This is a genomic window from Borborobacter arsenicus (assembly GCF_003934165.1).
Taxonomy (GTDB): Bacteria; Pseudomonadota; Alphaproteobacteria; order Rhizobiales; family Rhizobiaceae; genus Pseudaminobacter; species Pseudaminobacter arsenicus.
This window is the reverse complement of sequence record NZ_RKST01000006.1, coordinates 129,912-148,329: the sequence shown is the minus strand read 5'-3', so window position 1 is coordinate 148,329 and position 18,418 is coordinate 129,912. Positions and strand designations below refer to the sequence as shown.

Genomic DNA, 18,418 nt, shown 5'->3' with positions numbered 1-18,418 from the left:
TATATCGATCCGCTGTCTGACACGGATCATCACGCACCATTTGGGGGAAATGTCATGCTGGCATGCAAGGGTTTCGGATTGGGGATGGCGGCCGCCATTGGCGGCATCGCGGCTCTGCTGATCTCAGGGGTGCCAGCTGCCCTTGCGCAGGAAAATGTCACGGTGTTTGCCGCAGCGAGCCTGAAGAATGCGCTAGATGACATCAACACCGCCTGTGAGGCCGATGTCGGTGAAAAGGCGACGATTTCCTATGCCGGCAGTTCCGCACTTGCCAAGCAGATAGAACAGGGCGCACCCGCCGACATCTTCATTTCGGCCGATCTCGACTGGATGGAATATTTGTCGGAAAAGAACCTGACGAAGAAGGATACGGAAACCAGGCTGCTGGGTAACCGCATCGTTCTGGTCGCGCCTGCCGATTCTTCGGTCACCGCCGAGATCAAGGACGGCTTCGATCTTGCCGGGCTGGTCGGCGATGGCAAGCTGGCGATGGCGAACACGGATTCCGTTCCCGCCGGCAAATATGGCAAGGCTGCGCTGGAAAAGCTCGGCGCATGGGCCGCGGTGGAAGGCAAGGTCGCTCAATCCGAGAATGTCCGTGCCGCACTTGCCCTGGTGGCAACGGGCGAAGCGCCCTTCGGCATCGTCTATCAGACCGACGCGGCAGCCGAACCGAAGGTGAAGATCGTCGCCCAGTTTCCCGAAGACAGCCATCCGCCCATAATCTATCCGGTCGCTCAACTTGCCGAATCCAAGGACGATGATGCCGGTGCTTTCCTGAAGTGCCTGCAGTCGTCGAAGGCAAGGGAGCTTTTCGAGGCACAGGGTTTCACGGTATTGCTGCCGCCAGTGTCCAATTAAGGGTCTGAACCTCAGGCATGGAGTGGCTGCATCTCAGTCCGGAAGAGTGGATCGCGGTCCGGCTCTCCATAAAGGTTTCGATCTGGGCCACGGTGGCAAGCCTGCCGCTGGGGATCCTGATCGCCTATGTGCTCGCCCGCAAGGAGTTCTGGGGCAAGGCTGCGCTCAACGGCATCGTCCATCTGCCGTTGATCCTGCCGCCGGTGGTCACAGGCTATCTGCTGCTCTTGACCTTCGGGCGCCGCGGTCCCATCGGGGCGTTCCTCGACCAGAATTTCGGCATCGTCTTTTCCTTCCGCTGGACCGGTGCCGCACTCGCCTGCGGCGTCATGGCTTTTCCGCTGATGGTGCGCGCCATAAGGCTGTCGATCGAGGCGGTGGACCGCAAGCTTGAGGCGGCGGCGGGCACGCTCGGCGCCAGCCCGCCCTTCGTTTTTGCCACCATCACGCTGCCGCTGGTGCTGCCCGGCATCATCGCCGGCATGATCCTGTCCTTCGCCAAGGCGATGGGCGAATTTGGCGCCACCATCACCTTCGTCTCCAACATTCCGGGCGAAACCCAGACACTTCCTTCCGCCATCTACACCTTCACCCAGGTGCCGGGCGGCGACCTTGGTGCGCTGCGGCTGACGCTGGTGTCGATCGTCATTGCGATGATTGCGCTCGTTGTGTCGGAAGTGCTGGCCCGCCGTGTCAGCCGGCGAATGGACATCGAATGACGCTGCTGGTCGATATTCGCCACCGCCTCGGCAGTTTCGAACTGGAGGCGGGCTTCGAAAGCAGCGGCCGATTGACCGCGCTGTTCGGCACGTCCGGCTCGGGCAAGACCTCGTTGGTCAATCTGATCGCCGGCCTGATCAGGCCCATGCAGGGCCGCATCCTGGTCGATGGGCGGGTGCTGGTCGATACGGCAAAGCGCATTTTCGTGCCGATGCATCGGCGCCGCATCGGCTATGTCTTCCAGGATGCGCGGCTGTTTCCGCATATGACGGTGAGCCAGAACCTGCGCTATGGCCGCTTTTTTACGCCGGCCGGCGAACGCTATGCCGAACTGGACGCTGTGGTCGATCTGCTCGGCATCGGCCATCTGCTCGATCGCCGGCCGAGCCTGCTTTCGGGCGGCGAAAAGCAGCGCGTGGCGATCGGCCGGGCGCTGATCGCCAGTCCGAAGCTGATCCTGATGGACGAGCCGCTCGCCTCGCTTGACGATGCGCGCAAGGCCGAGATCATGCCCTATATCGAAAGGCTGCGCGACGAGGCCCGAATCCCGATCGTCTATGTCAGCCATTCGGTTGCCGAAGTGGCCAGGCTCGCCACCGATATCGTGATGCTCGCAGGGGGAAAGGTTTCGGCATCCGGCCCGGCGCAAGACATATTGCGGCGGCTCGACCTGTTGCCGGCAGAAGAGCGCCATCAGGGCGGCTCGCTGCTGGAGATGATAGTGGCCGAGCACGACACCGCCTTCGGCATGTCGGTGCTACGCTCGCCGGCCGGCGAGATTCGCATCTTCGGCCACGACGCGCTTGTGGGCAGCCGGGTGCGGGTGCGGATCCGGGCCAATGACGTCATGGTCGCAACGCAGCCGCCGGAGGGCCTGAGCGCCTTGAACGTGCTGTCCGGCAAGGTCAGCCAGGTCCGCGAAGGGCCCGGCATGCTCAGCGACGTCACGATTGATTGCGGCGGCCAGCCTGTCATCGCCCGCATCACCAGCCGGTCGGCGCGGATGCTTGACCTGAAGCCCGGCCAGTCGGCCTTTGCCGTCATCAAGACGGTCAGTTTCGATCCCGACAGCACGACGCGCGGCATCACGATCTGAGCATACGTACTCATTAGCCTCAGGCAGGCTGTGCACACGCGCCTTGTTTTTCCTGCTTCGAGCGAAGATAAGGACGGTAGGGCAGTGCGTGTCGCGTCATGCGATGCGCCTTGAGTTCTTGTTTTTCGCATGTCGGTATCCAGAAACCGGATCCACTTTCGGGCGACATGTTTCAGACTGAGAGGCGACAGTGCCGTCACTGAGCTTGCGGGTAAATCTCGACCCCGATGGTCGCATCGGACCGGGTAAGATTGAACTCCTTGAGCAGATTGCCGCCTTCGGCTCGATCTCGGCTGGCGCGCGCCAGATGAACATGTCCTACAAACATGCCTGGGATCTGGTCGAGGAAATGAACAAGCTGTTCGGCAAGCCGGTGGTTGCAGCCCAGACCGGCGGCAAGCGCGGCGGCGGCGCCCAGCTCACGCCGGTCGGGCTTGCCATAGTGAGCCGGTTTCGTGCGATCGAACGTGCCGCCGCCTCGGCGGCCGAACAGCATCTCGCCGCGCTCCAGGCCGAGATCGTGTCGGGTTGATCGGCGGGCCCGAAGTATCTCACTGCATATAAGGCAAGGGTCCTCCGGGCTGAGGCGTGGTCAGCTTCTGGCGAGCGGCGGGGATGCGGCCAGGCCCAGCCGATAGCTGCGCCAGGCCGAATGCACGAAGCCGGCTGCCGTGAGCCCCCACACGGCAAGCGCAATCCACACCATGGCGAATGACACGCTTTGCAGCGGCGGGAAATCGGCCGCCAGCGCCAGCCGGCGCGTCGCCAGCGCATACATGCCGAGCGGAAACACCAGGCTCCACAGCATCGGCGTGTAGACGATCGGCACCCGGTAGGCGATGTGCTTCCATACGCCCAGCACTACCAGCAGCGGGATCCACCACGTCGCCCAGCCCCACATCAGCAGGGTCACGCCGTCGATAAAGGGGCGCATGGAGGCGAGGAAAGGCATGTCGCTATCCGTCAGTATCAGTGCCGAGCCGGCATTGGTGCTGATAGCCGCCGCACCCATCACCACCCAGAGTAACGGCGTGATGTCGTCAGGCTCCACATCGAGGAAGAAGATGCGGTGGGCAAACAGCACGATGAATATGGCATAGAGTCCGAGGCCCACGCCCCACAGCACATGGATGAGCACAAAGACAAGCGGACCCGTCTGGCCGAGCGCGGGCGCGACCACCGTACCGAGCACGACCAGCGATTCCGTGCCGACGATGGCGATCAGCCACCCGCCATGGACGACATTGGCGCCCTGTGTGCTGTTGAGGAAAATCAATACGCCGAAACTGAAATAGATCAGCGCTAGCCAGGCTGCGAAGGCAAACAGCCACAGGAAAAGCACGGCCGTCTCGCCGCCGCGCAGGGCGACACCTGCCCCGAAGACATCGGTGCCGGCCACGATGCTGAAGAAGGAGAAGACTAGGCGCGGATTGACGAGATCGGACCAAAGCAATGTCCGGAACCGAAGGAGGCGCAGCAGGGTAAAGCCAATCAGGACGGGATAGGCGACCAGATTGACGAAGAAAAGAATATCCGACAGCAGCCGGTATTGCTCATGAAAGAGCGCGTTGGAGATGATGCCGGTCGCCATGACCAGCGCAAAGCAGCCGGGATAGAGCGCGGCGATCTGGCCATCCAGCCACCCGGCAAGGCTCGTCAATGGCCGGCTGCTGGTATTCATTTGCATTGTCCCCATGGCGGTTCGAGCCCAATGGCGGATGATTTACCAAGGCATCGGGCTTTGCTTGCGCGCTCCCTCTTGCCAAAGATGCACGAGAATGTCAGCCCGCTCTTTGGCGCATGAATGAGGAGAAGCCGTCATGTCCTTTGCCAAGCTCGACGAACTCGGCCGCAAGCTGGAAGCGCTGGAACATGCGCTGGCCATTCTGGGCGCAGACGAGGCGACCCACATGGCGGTGGGCGGCGGCGAGAAGCGCGCCGAGGCGATGGCTGCCCTGGCCGGAATGCATCATGCCCGCGCCACCGCACCCGAAATCGCCGACTGGATCGAGGCGGCTGAAAACGAGGCGCTGGACGAAGAGCAACAAGTGGCACTGCGCGAATTCAGGCGCCACTACACCAATCTGACCTGCCTGCCGGTGGAGTTCGTCGAGCGCCAGACCACGACACGCCTGCGCTGTGAGCAGCTTTGGCGTGACCTGCGCGCCAAGAATGACTGGAGCGGTTTCCTGCCCGCGCTCGAAGGCGTGGTGGCGCTGGTGCGCGAAGAGGCGGCGATGCGAGCCGAGGTTCTTCACCTCGACCCCTACGATGCGCTGATGGAGCAGTTCGACCCCGGCCACCGCGCCGCCGACATCACGCCGGTCTTTGCCGAACTGAAGGCCTTCCTGAGGGGTTTCGTGCCCCAGGCGCTGGCGGTGCAGGAGGAAAGGCTGGCGAAAACGCCGCTGCGGCCGCTTTCGGGAACCTATCCGGTCGAGCGCCAGCGCGAACTTGGCCTCGCCATGATGGCGGCGGTCGGCTTCGACCTCACGCGCGGCAGCCTGTCGGTCTCGCACCATCCCTTCTGCGGCGGCGTGCCCACGGATGTGCGCATCACCACCCGCTACCGGACCACCGAATTCCTGTCGGCGCTGATGGGCGTTCTGCACGAGACGGGGCACGCCATGTATGAGCAGAACCTGCCGCAAAAATGGGCGCATTGGCCGCTCGGCAAGGCGCGCGGCATGGCCATGCATGAAAGCCAGAGCCTGTTCGTGGAAAAGCAGCTCGGCCGCAATCCCGCCTTCTGGGACTGGGCGCTGCCGTTGGTCGAGCAGCATCTCGGCGAGAAATGGAGCAAGGCGGATATATTGCCGCATGTCCACCATGTCGCGCGGGGGTTGATCCGCGTCGATGCCGACGAAGTCACCTACCCGCTGCATGTCATATTGCGCTACGAACTGGAGCAGGAGCTGGTTGCCGGACGGCTTTCCGTTTCCGACCTGCCCGAGGCCTGGGACGCCAAGATGCGCGACACTCTCGGCCTGTCCACCATCGACACGCCACAGGACGGGCCGATGCAGGACGTGCACTGGCCGAGCGGCGCCTTCGGTTATTTCCCGTCCTACACGCTGGGCGCCATGATGGCCGCGCAGCAATGGGCGGCAATCATTCGGCTCAATCCCGGCATCGATGGCGACATCGCCAAAGGCCGTTTCGACATGGTGACGGATTGGCGGCACGACAATATCTGGTCGCTCGCCTCCAGCCGTTCGACGCCCGAGATCATGAAGCTCGCGACCGGCGAGACGCTCAATGCCCGCTATTTCACCGGACACCTGACGCAACGCTACGGGGCGTGAGCACGTTCGAAAGTGATATCAGGCGAACGGGTTGACGATCCGCAAGCGCTCTTCGATCGCAGTTCCATGCTGCATGTCTTCCGACCAGAAGGTGGCGCAGCCGCCCTGGAGGGCTGCAGCCAGCATCAGGGCATCGAAGAATGACAACGCGTAACGCTCGGCCAGGCGAAGCGCGCGGGAATGTGTGTCCAGATCGACAGGCAGAATGGTCTTGGCGAGACTTCTGATTGCCCCGAGAGCATCGTGGGTTTCTTCCCATGACATGCCGAGCTTACGCCTCGCCACATTGGCAAACTCGTTCAGGCACTGAACGCTGATGACGCAGCCCTTGGCCAGCAGCTTTTCTGCAGTGACGGCGCGCGGATCGGTGGTGAATGCATAGATGAGGACGTTCGTGTCGAGAAACTCATCCGGTGCAGACATCAGCGCGCATTCGCCTCGCCGCGGTCGAACTTCCAGCCAACGGGGAGCGGCTTGCGCAACTGCCTTATGCGCTGAAGCGCCCGCTCTCGGCTAAGGTCCAGCTCGATATCGAATGCACGCTCGCCCGCGATGCGGATGTTGATTTCGTCGCCTTCCTTCAGTTGCAAGGCTTCGACGACCGTAGCGGGCAACCTTACGGCAAGGCTGTTGCCCCATTTTGCGACCTGCATGACAGTCTCCTAGATATACACACTAAATGTATATCTGACTCTGTGCAGGTCAAGACTTGGGAGAAATCTACTCCGCCGCCTGGAAGGCGGTCGCGCCGGTTTCGAACTGGAGCTTGGCTAGTTCCGCATAGATGCCGCCCTTGCGCACCAGGCTGGCATGGGTGCCTTCCTCGACAATGCGGCCCTCATCCAGCACCAATATGCGGTCTGCCTTGAGCACCGTTGCCAGGCGGTGGGCAATGACGATGGTCGTGCGCTCGGCCATCAGCCTTTCCAGCGCCGTCTGCACTAGCGTTTCGCTCTGGGCATCCAGCGCCGAGGTCGCCTCGTCGAGAAGCAGGATCGGCGCGTCACGCAATATGGCACGAGCAATCGCCACGCGCTGGCGCTGGCCGCCCGAGAGCATGACGCCGCGCTCGCCGACCGGCGTCTCATAGCCGCGCTCGAGTTTCTCAATGAACTCGTCGGCAAGTGCGGCCTTGGCTGCCGCCTCGATTTCGGCGCGGGAGGCGCCGGGCCGGCCGAAGGCAATGTTTTCGGCCACCGAAGTGGCGAAAATGGTCACGTCCTGCGGCACGATGGCCGTGCGGGCGCGCACGGCCTGCGGATCGGCCTTGTCGATCTCCACGCCATCGATCAGCACCGTGCCGCTGTCGGGATCGTAGAAGCGCAGGATCAGCGAAAACACCGTGCTCTTGCCGGCGCCCGAAGGCCCGACGATCGCCACCGTCTCGCCCGGCTTTACCGTAAAGCTCAACTCGTGCAGCGCCGGTTTGTCGGGCCGTGCCGGATAGGCGAAGGAAACGTCGCGGAACTCGACGAGTCCTTTGGGCGTCTTCGGCAAGGCTTGTGGCTTGGCCGGAGCGGCTATGGCCGGCACTTCGGCCAGGATCTCGGTCAGTCTTTCGGCAGCGCCCGCTGCTTGGCTCAGTTCGCCCCACACTTCCGACAGCGCACCGAGCGCGCCGGCGGCAAACACCGAATAGAGCAGGAACTGGCCGAGCGTGCCGGCCGACAGCGTGCCGGCGAGCACGTCGCGCGAACCGAACCACAGCACGGCCACCACCGAGGAAAAAATGGTGAAGATGGCGAAGAAGGTCAGGAAGGAGCGGGCAAAGACCGAGGCGCGAGCCGCCTTGAAGGCGATGTCGACGGCATTCGCGAAGTGGCCGGTTACCAGCCTTTCATTGGTGAAGGCCTGCAGGATGCGCACCGCGCCGATCTGCTCGCTGGCATAGGCGGTGGCATCGGCCAGCATGTCCTGTGCCGCGCGCGACTTGCGCCGCACCGAGCGGCCGAAGGCGACCAGCGGCAGCACGATTACCGGTATGGCGGCGATGACCAGGCCCGACAGTTTGGGACTGGTGATCACCATCATGGCGACCGCGCCTAGGCCGAGGATGATATTGCGCAGTGCCACCGATGCGGTTGCTCCGACGGCCGATTTCACCTGCGTGGTATCGGCCGTCAGTCGCGAGATGATCTCGCCGGATTGCGCCGTATCGAAGAAGGCGGGTGACAGCGCCGTCACATGCGAAAAGACATCGCGGCGGATATCGGCCACGATGCGTTCCCCAAGCGTGATGACGAAATAGTAGCGGCTCGCCGAGGCCAGTGCCAATATTGCCGCAATGACCACCAGCATGGAGAAGTAGTTGGCGATGAAGCTGGAATCGGAGTTGGAAAAGCCATGGTCGATCATGCGGCGCACGGCAATCGGCAGCGTCAGCGTAGTGGCTGCCGCCAGAACGAGCGATATCAGCGAGCCGACGACCAGCAGGCGATAGCGCAGCAAATAGGGGGCAAGGCGTCTTAGCGGCTTGAGCGAGCGCCGGCGGTTTTCCTGCCCGCCTCCTTCTGTTTTCGCCATGTCGCCGGTCCCTTCGGTCGCATGGCGCGAAAGCGCTTTAGCGGCCTTGTGATTCAATTTCGCCTGATGTATACGCACGCCGACCGTTTTTGAAGCCGTGGCCCTTGAATAGCTGCGGCTTCGGGTTTTTCAAAAGGGGCGCATCGCCGCAGGCGCAAGCCGTGAGCCGCAGCGCGACAGCCAGGACCAGACCGATGAAGAGCGATATCCATCCCGACTACCACACCATCAAGGTCGTCATGACCGACGGCACCGAATACATGACCCGTTCGACCTGGGGTTCGGAAGGCGAGACGATGAATCTCGACATCGACCCCACCACGCATCCGGCCTGGACCGGCGGCCAGCAGACCCTGCTCGACCGCGGCGGCCGCCTTTCGAAGTTCAAGAAGCGCTACGAAGGCCTCGGAATCTGAGCCGAATCCTTCCGATTTCGGACGGAAAATTCCCAAAAACCCGCCTTTCCGGCGGGTTTTTTCATGTTTTCACGCTGTTTTTCAGTCAAAAATCTGCCGCAACCGGCCGTTAACCTTCTGTTAAACATAAGCTTGCCTTCGGTAGGCTACAGGCGCATTTTCCACCGTTATTAGGGGCGGGGTACGCGACCGCAGGCCGCAAATGTGGCACCAGTCGGCGCGACGAAGAATATTGAGGCAAAAGGATGAGCGAGCCTTCGATGGGAAGCGGCAACACGATCAGATTGGCGGAGCGGCGGGTGTTCTCGCACTCCTTCAAGCCGCTTTACGACGAGGGCATGGGTCTCGTGGAGCAGACCGCCGAATATCTCGACGGCAAGGGGCGGGTGGAAGCCAAGAACCTGTCGCGGCTGGCGGCGACCCTTTATGCTGCCGAATCCATGCGGCTGACCACGCGCCTGATGCAGGTCGCCTCCTGGCTGCTTTTGCAGCGCGCCGCCAATTCCGGCGAGATGACGCGCGACCAGGTGGCCGAGGAAAAAGCCAAGGTTCGGCTCGACACGGCCTCGGCGCGCGAGGATGCGGCCGGCTGGAGCGAACTGCCATCGGCGTTCCTGGATCTGGTCAATCGCTCGCTCAGCCTGCAGGCACTGGTGCGGCGCATGGATGAAGAGATCTATGGCGGCGGTGCCCCGGCAGCTTCATCCGCACGCCGCAGCAACCCGGTCTCCGACCAGATCACACTCCTGCGCACCGCCTTTGCCGGGGGGTGACCGTTTCTGGTTTGTTCACAATTTCCTGACATGACACTCCGGCGGAGGTAAGGTCGCCGGATGAGGGAAACGATTCGCATCATCGGTATCGATCCGGGGCTTCGACGCACCGGTTGGGGCGTCGTCGAGACGTCGGGCAATTCGCTGCGCTTCGTTGCCGCAGGAACCGTCCGCTCCGACGACAAGGCAACGCTGGCGACAAGGCTCTGTCAACTTCATGACGGGCTCTGCGAGATTCTCGTGCGCCAAGGTCCGCAGGAAGCGGCGGTGGAAGCAACCTTCGTCAACAAGGACCCCGCCGCCACGCTCAAGCTCGGCCAGGCGCGCGGCATTGCCATGTTGGTGCCGGCCCGCGCCGGACTGCTGGTGGCCGAATATGCGCCCAATGCGGTCAAGAAGGCAGTGATCGGCGTCGGCCATGGCGACAAGACGCAAATCCAGATGATGGTGAAAGTCCTGCTGCCGCGGGCGCAGTTTGACGGCGCCGATGCCGCCGATGCACTGGCCATCGCCATCTGCCACGCACATCACCGCCAGAGCGCGGCGTCGAGGCTTGCCGCGCTCGCGGGCTGACAGGTAAATGTTCTTGACTTGTTCTAGTAGTTTCGGTTAGGTAATACCATAGAGGTATTACTATGCGCGTTACTGAAAAAGGCCAGATTACTATCCCCAAACGAATCCGGGATCGGCTTGGGATCGGCCCCGGCAGCGAGGTCCAATTCGTTGAGCGGGATGCCGTCGTCGTGCTGGAGAAGCGGGAGATGGCAGTCGATGAGGGAAGGCCGACTTTCGAGGAATGGGCTGCGAGTGTGGCCGGCACTTTCGACACGATGGGAATGGACGGGAAGGCCTATGTGGATTGGCTGAGGGGACCGCGTGAAGATCTCGACCCTCGTTGATACCAACGTCCTGATCGACATTCTTGGTCCGGCGGAACTCGAAACCCGGCGCTGGTCGCTGGCGGCTCTCAAGCATGCCTTTGGCGAAGGACCGATAGTTTTCAGTGCGATCGTCTGGGCCGAGCTTTCGAAGCCCTCTCTTGGTGAAGAGGCGCTATCGCAGGCATTCGCCTGGCTTCGGCCTTTACGCGAGGACTTTCCTTTCGACGCGGCTTTCTCTGCGGGAGCGGCCCACACATATTACCGCCTGCGTGGCGGGAAACGGGAAAGAACCCTGCCGGACTTTCTTATCGGTGCGCATGCAATGGTGGCCGGACATCGCCTGCTGACACGTGATGCGGGCAGATATCGCTCGTATTTTCCCCATCTCAATATATTGAGCCCCGAAACCTACGCGCTGGAGGACGAGTAGATGATCGGCAAGCTCAAGGGTACGGTAGACGAGATCGGTGAGGACCACTGCGTCGTCGATGTGCATGGCGTCGGCTATGTCGCCCATTGCTCGACGCGCACGCTGGCCGCGCTGCCCGGTGCGGGTGAAGCGGTGGTGCTGTTCATTGAAACCTATGTGCGCGAGGACATGATCCGGCTCTACGGCTTCCAGACCGCGCTGGAGCGCGAATGGTTCCGCCTGCTGCAGAACAATGTGCAGGGTGTCGGCGCCAAGGTGGCGCTTGCGGTGCTGTCCACGCTGCCGCCGGCCGACCTTGCCAATGCGATCGCGCTGCGCGACATCGCCATGGTCAGCCGCGCGCCGGGCGTCGGCAAGAAGGTGGCCGAGCGTATCGTCACCGAATTGAAGAACAAGGCCCCGGCGCTGGCGGGTGCCGCCACCGGCACCATCGGCCTCAAGCAGGAACTCGGCGAAGGCGTGGCGCCCGCACCGATTGCCGATGCGGTGTCGGCATTGGTCAATCTCGGCTATTCGCGCGACATCGCCGCCAATGCGGTATCGGCGGCGCTGAAGGCGGCCGGCGAGGGCGCGGATTCCTCGCAGCTGATCCGGCTTGGCCTGAAGGAACTGGCGCGGTGATTGTGCCCTTGCCCGAGGGCGTCCGTCATGCGAGGACGGTCACATGAGCACCAACCCCCGCCTCATCACCCCGGAAAAGCGCGGCGAGGATGTCGATGCCACGCTGCGGCCGCAGACGCTGGACGAATTCGTAGGTCAGGCGGCGGCGCGCGCCAATCTGAAAGTATTCATCGAGGCGGCAAAAGGGCGTGGCGAGGCACTCGACCATGTGTTGTTCGTCGGCCCGCCGGGATTGGGCAAGACCACGCTGGCGCAGATCATGGCGCGTGAGATGGGTGTCAATTTCCGCTCGACCTCCGGCCCGGTCATCGCCAAGGCGGGCGACCTGGCCGCGCTGCTCACCAATCTGGAAGAGCGGGACGTTCTGTTTATCGACGAAATCCACCGGCTCAATCCGGCGGTCGAGGAAATCCTCTATCCGGCGATGGAGGACTACCAGCTCGACCTCATCATCGGCGAAGGGCCGGCGGCACGCTCGGTCAAGATCGATCTTGCCCGTTTCACGCTGGTTGCCGCCACCACGCGGCTTGGCCTGCTCACCAATCCGCTGCGCGACCGCTTCGGCATCCCGGTCCGGCTCAATTTCTACACGGTTGAGGAACTGGAGATGATCGTGCGTCGCGGCGCACGCATTCTCGGCATGCCGCTTGGCGAAGATGGTGCGCTGGAAATCGCCAGACGCGCCCGTGGAACGCCGCGCATCGCCGGAAGGCTGCTGCGCCGGGTGCGCGATTTCGCCTCCGTTGCCGGGGCCGATCATGTCGGCCGGCAGGTTGCCGATGAGGCGCTGACCCGGCTGGAGGTCGATGCGCTTGGGCTGGACGCGCTCGACCGCCGCTATCTTTCAATGATTGCGATGAATTTCGGTGGCGGGCCTGTCGGCATCGAAACCATCGCGGCCGGTCTGTCGGAACCGCGCGACGCCATCGAGGACATTATCGAGCCCTATCTGATCCAGCAGGGCTTCATCCAGCGCACGCCGCGCGGCCGCGTGCTTACCGCCAATGCCTGGAAACATCTCGGACTGGAAATGCCGCGCGACGTTGCCGTCCAGCAGATCAGCCTGTTTCAGGAAGAGTAGCTTCGCCGGTCAGGCCACGAAACGCCGCGGGCGTCTGGCCGCTCCGCTCCCGGAAAGCCCGGATGAAATGCGAGGAATCGCAAAAGCCGGATTCGATCGCGATTGCCGTAATCGAGCGGTTGGAATGCCTCAACAGATATTCGGCATGTTCCAGCCTGATCATCTTGAAGGCATGTGTCGGTGAGGTGCCGATCCTGGCCTGAAACCGCCGCTCGATCTGGCGCCTGTTGACCCCAAGCCGCCTGGCGACTTCGTCGATCGAGATCGGCGTGTCGATATTCTGCTGCATCAGGATCAGCGCCTTCTTCACCAGCGGATCGCCGCTGCGCAGGTCGAGCGGGATGCCCGGCTGCGGTGTCTCGGCCCGCTCCGCCTCGTCGATGATCATGATGTGAAGGCTCTTGGTCGCTTCGGCGCGGCCGACATGGCGCTCGACCAGGAAGGCGGCCAGATGCGCCGAGCTAGCGCCACCCGAACAGGTCAGCCGGTCGCGGTCGACCACGAAGATCTGGTCCGACACCGGCTTGAGCCCGTCGAACTGCTCCAGGAAATCATCATGGTGGAACCAGCTGACGCAGCAGCGATAGCCATCCATCAGGCCGATGCGGTGCAGGATGAAGGCGCCGGTGCAGACGCCAACCAGCGGCACGCCCGCCTCGGCGGCGGCATGAAGAAAATGCACATAGTCGGGATGCAGATTGGCGACCTCGTCGATCAGTCCGCCCACCACCACGATATAGTCGAAGCGCGAAGGGTCGCCCAGCCGCTCCTCCGGCTGCACCGTGATGCCGGAACTGGCGGTGATCGGCTCCATCGTGGTGGACAGCACGCGCCAGCCGCAACGGATCGGGCGGCTGCGGTCGCCCTCGTCGGCCGCCAGCCGCAGCACATCGACGAAATTGGCGAAGGCGCACAGCGTGAAGCGGCGTGCCAGGATGAAGCCGACCGATAGCCGCAACTTGTCGGTTGGGTTTCTCATCGGGATTCTCGGCCCGGAAGCCATTGCCATTCTCCGCGGAAACATTTCGGTCGGATTCTGCATGCTGTCGCAAAGATAACATTACGATGACGCACCCATTCTGTTCAAGCCGGCCAGAGATGCGAAGATCGGCGTCACGGTGAAATCAGGTTCCGGCGATGACCCATTTTTCCTTTTCCTCCCTGCTGCGCAATGCGGTCAGCGGCAACAAGAACTGGCAGAGGCAATGGCCGGACGCCGAGCCGAAGGCCGAATATGACGTCATTATCGTGGGTGCTGGCGGCCATGGTCTCGGCGCGGCCTATTATTTGGCCAAGGAGCACGGCATCACCAATGTCGCGGTGATCGAGAAGGGCTGGCTCGGCGGCGGCAATACCGGCCGCAACACCACCATCATCCGCTCCAACTACCTCTATGACGAAAGCGCCAGGCTTTACGACCATGCGCTCGATCTCTGGGAGGGACTGAGCCAGGAGCTGAATTACAACGTCATGTTCTCGCAGCGCGGCGTGATGATGCTTGCCCATTCCGTGCATGATGTGCAGAGCTTCAAGCGCCATCTCCATTCCAACCGCCTCAATGGCGTCGACAATGAATGGCTGACGCCCGAGCAGGCGAAGGAATATTGCCCGCCGCTCAACATCGCCAAGGATGCGCGCTTTCCGGTGATGGGTGCGACCCTGCAGCGGCGTGGCGGCGTCGCCCGTCACGATGCGGTCGCCTGGGGCTATGCCCGCGCCGCCGCTGCGCGCGGCGTCGATATCATCCAGAACTGCCCGGTGACGGCGATCCGCCGCGATGCCTCCGGCAAGGTTATGGGCGTCGATACGCCGCGCGGCTTCATCAAGGCCAAGAAGGTTGGCGTGTCGGCGGCCGGCAGCACCTCCGTGGTGATGGATACGGCCGGGGTGCGCCTGCCGCTCGAAAGCTATCCGCTACAGGCGCTGGTGTCGGAGCCGGTCAAGCCGGTCTTCCCCTGCGTGGTCATGTCCAACACGGTGCATGCCTATATCAGCCAGTCCGACAAGGGCGAGCTGGTCATCGGTTCAGGCACCGACCAGTATGTGTCCTACAGCCAGCGCGGCGGCATGCATCTGATCGAGCATACCGTGTCGGCCATCTGCGAAGTGTTCCCGATCTTCACGCGCATGCGCATGCTGCGCAAATGGGGCGGCATCGTCGATGTCACGCCCGACCGCTCGCCGATCATCGGCAAGACGCCGGTTGAAGGCCTCTATGTCAATTGCGGCTGGGGCACCGGCGGCTTCAAGGCAACGCCTGGTTCGGCGCATGTCTTTGCCCACACCATCGCGCGGGGTGAGCCGCACCCGATCAATGCGCCCTATACGCTGGAGCGCTTTACCACCGGGCGGCTGATCGACGAGGCGGCGGCCGCCGCCGTTGCGCACTGAGGGAGGGACGACATGCTGCTCATAAGATGCCCCTATTGTGCTGTCGAGCGCCCCGAAGTCGAATTCGCCTATGCCGGTGAGGCGCATATCGCCCGCCCGCAGGATCCTTCGGCGCTGAGCGACGAGCAGTGGAAGGACCATCTGTTTATCCGCTCCAATCCGCGCGGCACCCATTTCGAGCGCTGGCGCCATATCCATGGCTGCGGCCGCTTCTTCAATGCGGTGCGCGACACCGTCAGCGACAAATTCGCCATGACCTACAAGGCCGGCTTGCCGCGTCCGAGCGAAGCCGAGATCGGGAAGGCACGTTCATGAGCACCCATCGCATATCCGCAAAGGGCCGGGTCGATCACGGCAAGCCGGTCCGCTTCACCTTCAATGGCCAGCGTTTCGAGGGCCGCAAAGGCGATACGCTCGCCTCGGCCTTGCTCGCCAATGGCGTGCATCTCATCGGCCGCTCGTTCAAATATCACCGGCCGCGCGGCATTCTGTCTTCAGGCTCGGAAGAGCCGAACGCGCTGGTCGGCGTCAGCCGTGGCGTGGGCCGCTCGGAGCCCAACACCCGTGCCACCGTGCTGGAGGTCTTCGAGGGGCTGAGCACGGTCAGCCAGAACCATTGGCCCTCGCTGAAGCGCGATGTCGGCGCGATCAATGACGCATTCTACATGCTTTTTTCGGCCGGCTTCTACTACAAGACCTTCATGTGGCCGAAGAGCTTCTGGAACAAGGTCTACGAGCCCTTCATTCGTGGTGCCGCCGGCCTTGGCAAGTCGCCTTCGCTGCCGGACCCCGACACCTATGCCAGCCGCTATGCCCATTGCGACGTGCTGGTGGTCGGCTCCGGCCCGGCCGGGCTCGCGGCAGCGCTTGAGGCCGGCCGCAGCGGCGCTAAGGTCATTCTGGTGGACGAGCAGGCGGAGCTTGGCGGTTCGCTGCTGTCGGAGCCGGATACAGGCATCGACGGACAGCCGGCCTGGCAGTGGCTGAAGGCTGCGAGCGACGAACTTGCCGCCTTGAAGAATGTCACCGTGCTTACCCGCACCACGGCCATGGGCTATTATCACGAGAATTTCCTTGGCCTGTGCCAGCGGCTGACTGACCACCTGGACACATTGCCGGAAGGCGCGCCGCGCGAGCGCATGTGGCGCGTGCGCGCAAAGCAGGTGGTGCTGGCGCAAGGCTCGATCGAAAAGCCGTTGGTGTTCGATGGCAATGACCGCCCCGGCGTCATGCTGGCGGGAGCCGCGCGCACCTATCTCAACCGTTATGGGGTGAAGGTGGGCAATCGCGCCGTGGTCGTTACCTCGCACGATTCCGCCTGGCTTGCCGCGATTGATCTGGCCGAAGTCGGCGTGAAGGTCGCGGCCATCGTCGATATCCGCTCATCCGTTTCGGACCATCTCGTCCGGCTCGCCAGGGCGCATGGTATCGAGGTGCTGACCGGCTGGACGGCGACCGGAACCAGGGGTCGGCTGCGGGTTTCGGCAGTGCGCGTCAATCCCGTCGGCACGAATGGCAAGGCAGGCCGCGCGCGTGTGATCGCCTGCGACACGGTGCTGATGTGCGGCGGCTGGACGCCGAGCGTCCATCTGTTCTCGCACACCAAGGGCAAGCTCGACTGGGACGAGGAACGCCAGATGTTCCTGCCCGGCGCGCCGACCGAAGAAACCCGCTGCGCCGGCGCCGGCAATGGCACGTTCGGCTTGGCAGGGGCCCTGCGCGAGGGCGCTGCCGCCGGTGCCGAAGCCGCCGCCGATGCCGGCTTCAAGGCAAAGGCCTCCGACTATCGGGTCGAAGGCGACTTCGAATGCACCGGCATCAGCGTCAGGGAATTGCCGACCGACCGCAACCCGTCGAGCGCCAAGGCCTTCGTCGATTTCCAGAACGACGTCACCGCCAAGGACATCAGGCTTGCGGTGCGTGAAGGCTTCCTGTCGATCGAGCACATCAAGCGCTACACAACCACCGGCATGGCGACCGATCAGGGCAAGACCTCCAACATCAACGGCCTTGCCATCGCTTCCGACGCGGTGAAGCGTCCGGCACCGGCGGTGGGCCTGACAACCTTCCGCCCGCCCTATACGCCGACCACCTTCGGCGCGTTTGCCGGCTATAATCGCGGTTCCCTGTTCGAGGTGACGCGAAAGACGGCAATCGACGGCTGGGCTGAGGAGAACGGCGCGGTGTTCGAGCCTGTCTCGCTGTGGCGGCGGGCATGGTATTTCCCGCGGCCCGGCGAAACGATGCATCAGGCCGTGGCGCGCGAATGCCGGGCCACACGCCAGTCGCTCGGCATGTTCGATGCGTCCACGCTAGGCAAGATCGAGATTGTCGGGCCGGATGCGGCCGAATTCATGAACCGCATGTACACCAATGCCTGGTCGAAGCTCGCGCCGGGGCGGCTCCGCTATGGCCTGCTGCTCGGCGAGGACGGTTTCATCCGCGACGACGGCGTCATCGGCCGCCTGAGCGCTGATCGCTTCCATGTCACCACCACCAGCGGCGGCGCGGCGCGCGTGCTGGCCATGATGGAGGATTATCTGCAGACCGAGTGGCCCGATCTGAAGGTCTGGCTCACCTCCACCACCGAGCAATGGGCTGTCATCGCCCTCAACGGGCCTAATGCACGCAAACTGATCGAGCCTTTCGTGGAAGGCATCGACCTGTCGGACGCAGCCTTGCCGCATATGTCGGTGGCTGAAGGGAGGATCTGCGGCGTGCCGACCCGGCTGTTCCGCGTCTCCTTCACCGGCGAGCTCGGCTTCGAGATCAATGTGCCGTCGCGCTATGGCCGTGCCGTCTGGGAAACGCTCTATGAGGCGGGGCGCCAATACGACATCACGCCTTATGGCACCGAGACCATGCATGTGCTGCGCGCCGAGAAGGGCTATATCGTGGTCGGCCAGGATACCGACGGCACGCTGACCCCGGACGATGCCGGGCTCGGCTGGGCGATCGGCAAGGCCAAGCCGGATTTCGTCGGCAAGCGTTCGCTGACGCGGTCCGACATGCTGAGCCCCGGCCGCAAGCAGCTGGTCGGCCTGCTCACCCGCGATCCCGCTACAGTGCTGGAGGAGGGTGCGCAGATCGTCGACGATCCCAGCCAGGCTTTGCCGATGAAGATGATCGGTCATGTCACTTCATCCTATTGGAGCGAGGCGCTAGGCCGTTCGATCGCACTTGCCGTCATCGAGGGCGGACGCGCGCGCCAGGGCCAGACCATCCATGTGCCGATGCCGGGCAAGGCACATGCCGCCGAGATCACCGGCACGGTGTTTCTCGACCCTGAAAACAAGCGCCTCAACGCTTAAGGAACGTTG

Annotated in this window: 20 protein-coding genes; 15 read left to right on the top strand and 5 right to left on the bottom strand. The window is 63.2% G+C overall.

The genetic code is table 11. From position 1 onward, the window contains the following. The first annotated feature begins 54 nt into the window (after positions 1-54). The 4 genes from modA (at position 55) to EET67_RS11430 (ending at position 3,209) form a co-directional block, all read left to right on the top strand. A complete protein-coding gene (modA, locus tag EET67_RS11445) occupies positions 55-861 on the top strand; it encodes a molybdate ABC transporter substrate-binding protein (RefSeq protein WP_128626309.1) in 807 nt (268 codons plus the stop codon). A gap of 17 nt (positions 862-878) precedes the next feature. Further along, positions 879-1,580, top strand: coding sequence for a molybdate ABC transporter permease subunit (modB, locus tag EET67_RS11440; protein ID WP_128626308.1), 702 nt, complete (start codon positions 879-881; stop codon positions 1,578-1,580). Next, positions 1,577-2,677 (top strand): molybdenum ABC transporter ATP-binding protein, encoded by a 1,101-nt coding sequence (modC, locus tag EET67_RS11435; RefSeq protein WP_128626307.1) that lies wholly within the window; start codon positions 1,577-1,579, stop codon positions 2,675-2,677. The genes modB and modC overlap by 4 nt, the downstream gene beginning before the upstream one ends. 190 nt (positions 2,678-2,867) lie before the next feature. Continuing rightward, positions 2,868-3,209, top strand: a complete 342-nt coding sequence (locus tag EET67_RS11430; RefSeq protein WP_128626306.1) for a winged helix-turn-helix domain-containing protein — start codon at positions 2,868-2,870, stop codon at positions 3,207-3,209. Positions 3,210-3,269: 60 nt separating this feature from the next. On the opposite strand, the gene EET67_RS11425 is transcribed toward EET67_RS11430, so the two are convergent. After that, entirely contained in the window at positions 3,270-4,358 is a 1,089-nt protein-coding gene (locus tag EET67_RS11425) for a tellurite resistance/C4-dicarboxylate transporter family protein (protein WP_165899872.1), read from the bottom strand. A gap of 139 nt (positions 4,359-4,497) precedes the next feature. Here EET67_RS11425 and EET67_RS11420 point away from each other — a divergent pair, with 139 nt between their 5' ends. Continuing rightward, positions 4,498-5,982: a carboxypeptidase M32 gene (locus tag EET67_RS11420; protein ID WP_128626304.1), complete on the top strand. Its 1,485-nt coding sequence runs from the start codon at positions 4,498-4,500 to the stop codon at positions 5,980-5,982. Positions 5,983-6,000: 18 nt separating this feature from the next. On the opposite strand, the gene EET67_RS11415 is transcribed toward EET67_RS11420, so the two are convergent. The 3 genes from EET67_RS11415 to EET67_RS11405 all read right to left on the bottom strand — a co-directional run bounded on the left by EET67_RS11415 (position 6,001) and on the right by EET67_RS11405 (position 8,505). Then, a complete protein-coding gene (locus EET67_RS11415) occupies positions 6,001-6,405 on the bottom strand; it encodes a PIN domain-containing protein (RefSeq protein ID WP_128626303.1) in 405 nt (134 codons plus the stop codon). Next, positions 6,405-6,635: an AbrB/MazE/SpoVT family DNA-binding domain-containing protein gene (locus EET67_RS11410; RefSeq protein ID WP_128626302.1), complete on the bottom strand. Its 231-nt coding sequence runs from the start codon at positions 6,633-6,635 to the stop codon at positions 6,405-6,407. The genes EET67_RS11415 and EET67_RS11410 overlap by 1 nt, the downstream gene beginning before the upstream one ends. Positions 6,636-6,702: 67 nt before the next feature. Further along, the gene (locus tag EET67_RS11405; RefSeq protein ID WP_128626301.1) at positions 6,703-8,505 is read right to left on the bottom strand and encodes an ABC transporter transmembrane domain-containing protein; all 1,803 of its coding nucleotides are present in this window, start codon (positions 8,503-8,505) and stop codon (positions 6,703-6,705) included. A gap of 194 nt (positions 8,506-8,699) precedes the next feature. Between EET67_RS11405 and rpmE the strand changes: the two genes are divergently transcribed. From rpmE to ruvB, 7 genes are all read left to right on the top strand, one after another. Then, complete coding sequence (gene rpmE, locus EET67_RS11400) at positions 8,700-8,921, top strand: 50S ribosomal protein L31 (RefSeq protein WP_128626300.1); 222 nt, start codon at positions 8,700-8,702, stop codon at positions 8,919-8,921. A 245-nt stretch (positions 8,922-9,166) separates the two neighbouring features. Beyond that, entirely contained in the window at positions 9,167-9,694 is a 528-nt protein-coding gene (gene rcdA / locus EET67_RS11395) for a protease adaptor protein RcdA (RefSeq protein ID WP_128626299.1), read from the top strand. A gap of 60 nt (positions 9,695-9,754) precedes the next feature. After that, the gene (ruvC, locus tag EET67_RS11390; RefSeq protein ID WP_128626298.1) at positions 9,755-10,267 is read left to right on the top strand and encodes a crossover junction endodeoxyribonuclease RuvC; all 513 of its coding nucleotides are present in this window, start codon (positions 9,755-9,757) and stop codon (positions 10,265-10,267) included. 62 nt (positions 10,268-10,329) lie between these two features. Beyond that, positions 10,330-10,593: an AbrB/MazE/SpoVT family DNA-binding domain-containing protein gene (locus tag EET67_RS11385; protein WP_128626297.1), complete on the top strand. Its 264-nt coding sequence runs from the start codon at positions 10,330-10,332 to the stop codon at positions 10,591-10,593. Continuing rightward, the gene (locus EET67_RS11380; protein WP_128626296.1) at positions 10,571-11,005 is read left to right on the top strand and encodes a type II toxin-antitoxin system VapC family toxin; all 435 of its coding nucleotides are present in this window, start codon (positions 10,571-10,573) and stop codon (positions 11,003-11,005) included. Before EET67_RS11385 ends, EET67_RS11380 begins: the two co-directional genes overlap by 23 nt. Continuing rightward, complete coding sequence (ruvA, locus tag EET67_RS11375) at positions 11,006-11,626, top strand: Holliday junction branch migration protein RuvA (RefSeq protein ID WP_128626295.1); 621 nt, start codon at positions 11,006-11,008, stop codon at positions 11,624-11,626. Between the two features lie 43 nt (positions 11,627-11,669). Beyond that, positions 11,670-12,707, top strand: a complete 1,038-nt coding sequence (gene ruvB, locus EET67_RS11370; RefSeq protein ID WP_128626294.1) for a Holliday junction branch migration DNA helicase RuvB — start codon at positions 11,670-11,672, stop codon at positions 12,705-12,707. Here ruvB and EET67_RS11365 read toward each other — a convergent pair. Then, positions 12,685-13,686: a GlxA family transcriptional regulator gene (locus EET67_RS11365; RefSeq protein ID WP_245450864.1), complete on the bottom strand. Its 1,002-nt coding sequence runs from the start codon at positions 13,684-13,686 to the stop codon at positions 12,685-12,687. The two genes, ruvB and EET67_RS11365, sit on opposite strands and share 23 nt — an antisense overlap. A 158-nt stretch (positions 13,687-13,844) precedes the next feature. On the opposite strand from EET67_RS11365, the gene EET67_RS11360 reads away from it, so the two are divergent. Genes EET67_RS11360 through EET67_RS11350 form a run of 3 tightly spaced genes read left to right on the top strand, consistent with a single transcriptional unit; the run spans position 13,845 to position 18,409 of the window. After that, positions 13,845-15,098, top strand: a complete 1,254-nt coding sequence (locus tag EET67_RS11360) for a sarcosine oxidase subunit beta family protein (protein WP_128626292.1) — start codon at positions 13,845-13,847, stop codon at positions 15,096-15,098. A gap of 12 nt (positions 15,099-15,110) precedes the next feature. Continuing rightward, the gene (locus tag EET67_RS11355) at positions 15,111-15,413 is read left to right on the top strand and encodes a sarcosine oxidase subunit delta (protein ID WP_128626291.1); all 303 of its coding nucleotides are present in this window, start codon (positions 15,111-15,113) and stop codon (positions 15,411-15,413) included. After that, on the top strand, positions 15,410-18,409 hold the full coding sequence (locus EET67_RS11350; RefSeq protein ID WP_128626290.1) for a sarcosine oxidase subunit alpha: 3,000 nt from the start codon (positions 15,410-15,412) through the stop codon (positions 18,407-18,409). Before EET67_RS11355 ends, EET67_RS11350 begins: the two co-directional genes overlap by 4 nt. Positions 18,410-18,418: the final 9 nt, after the last annotated feature.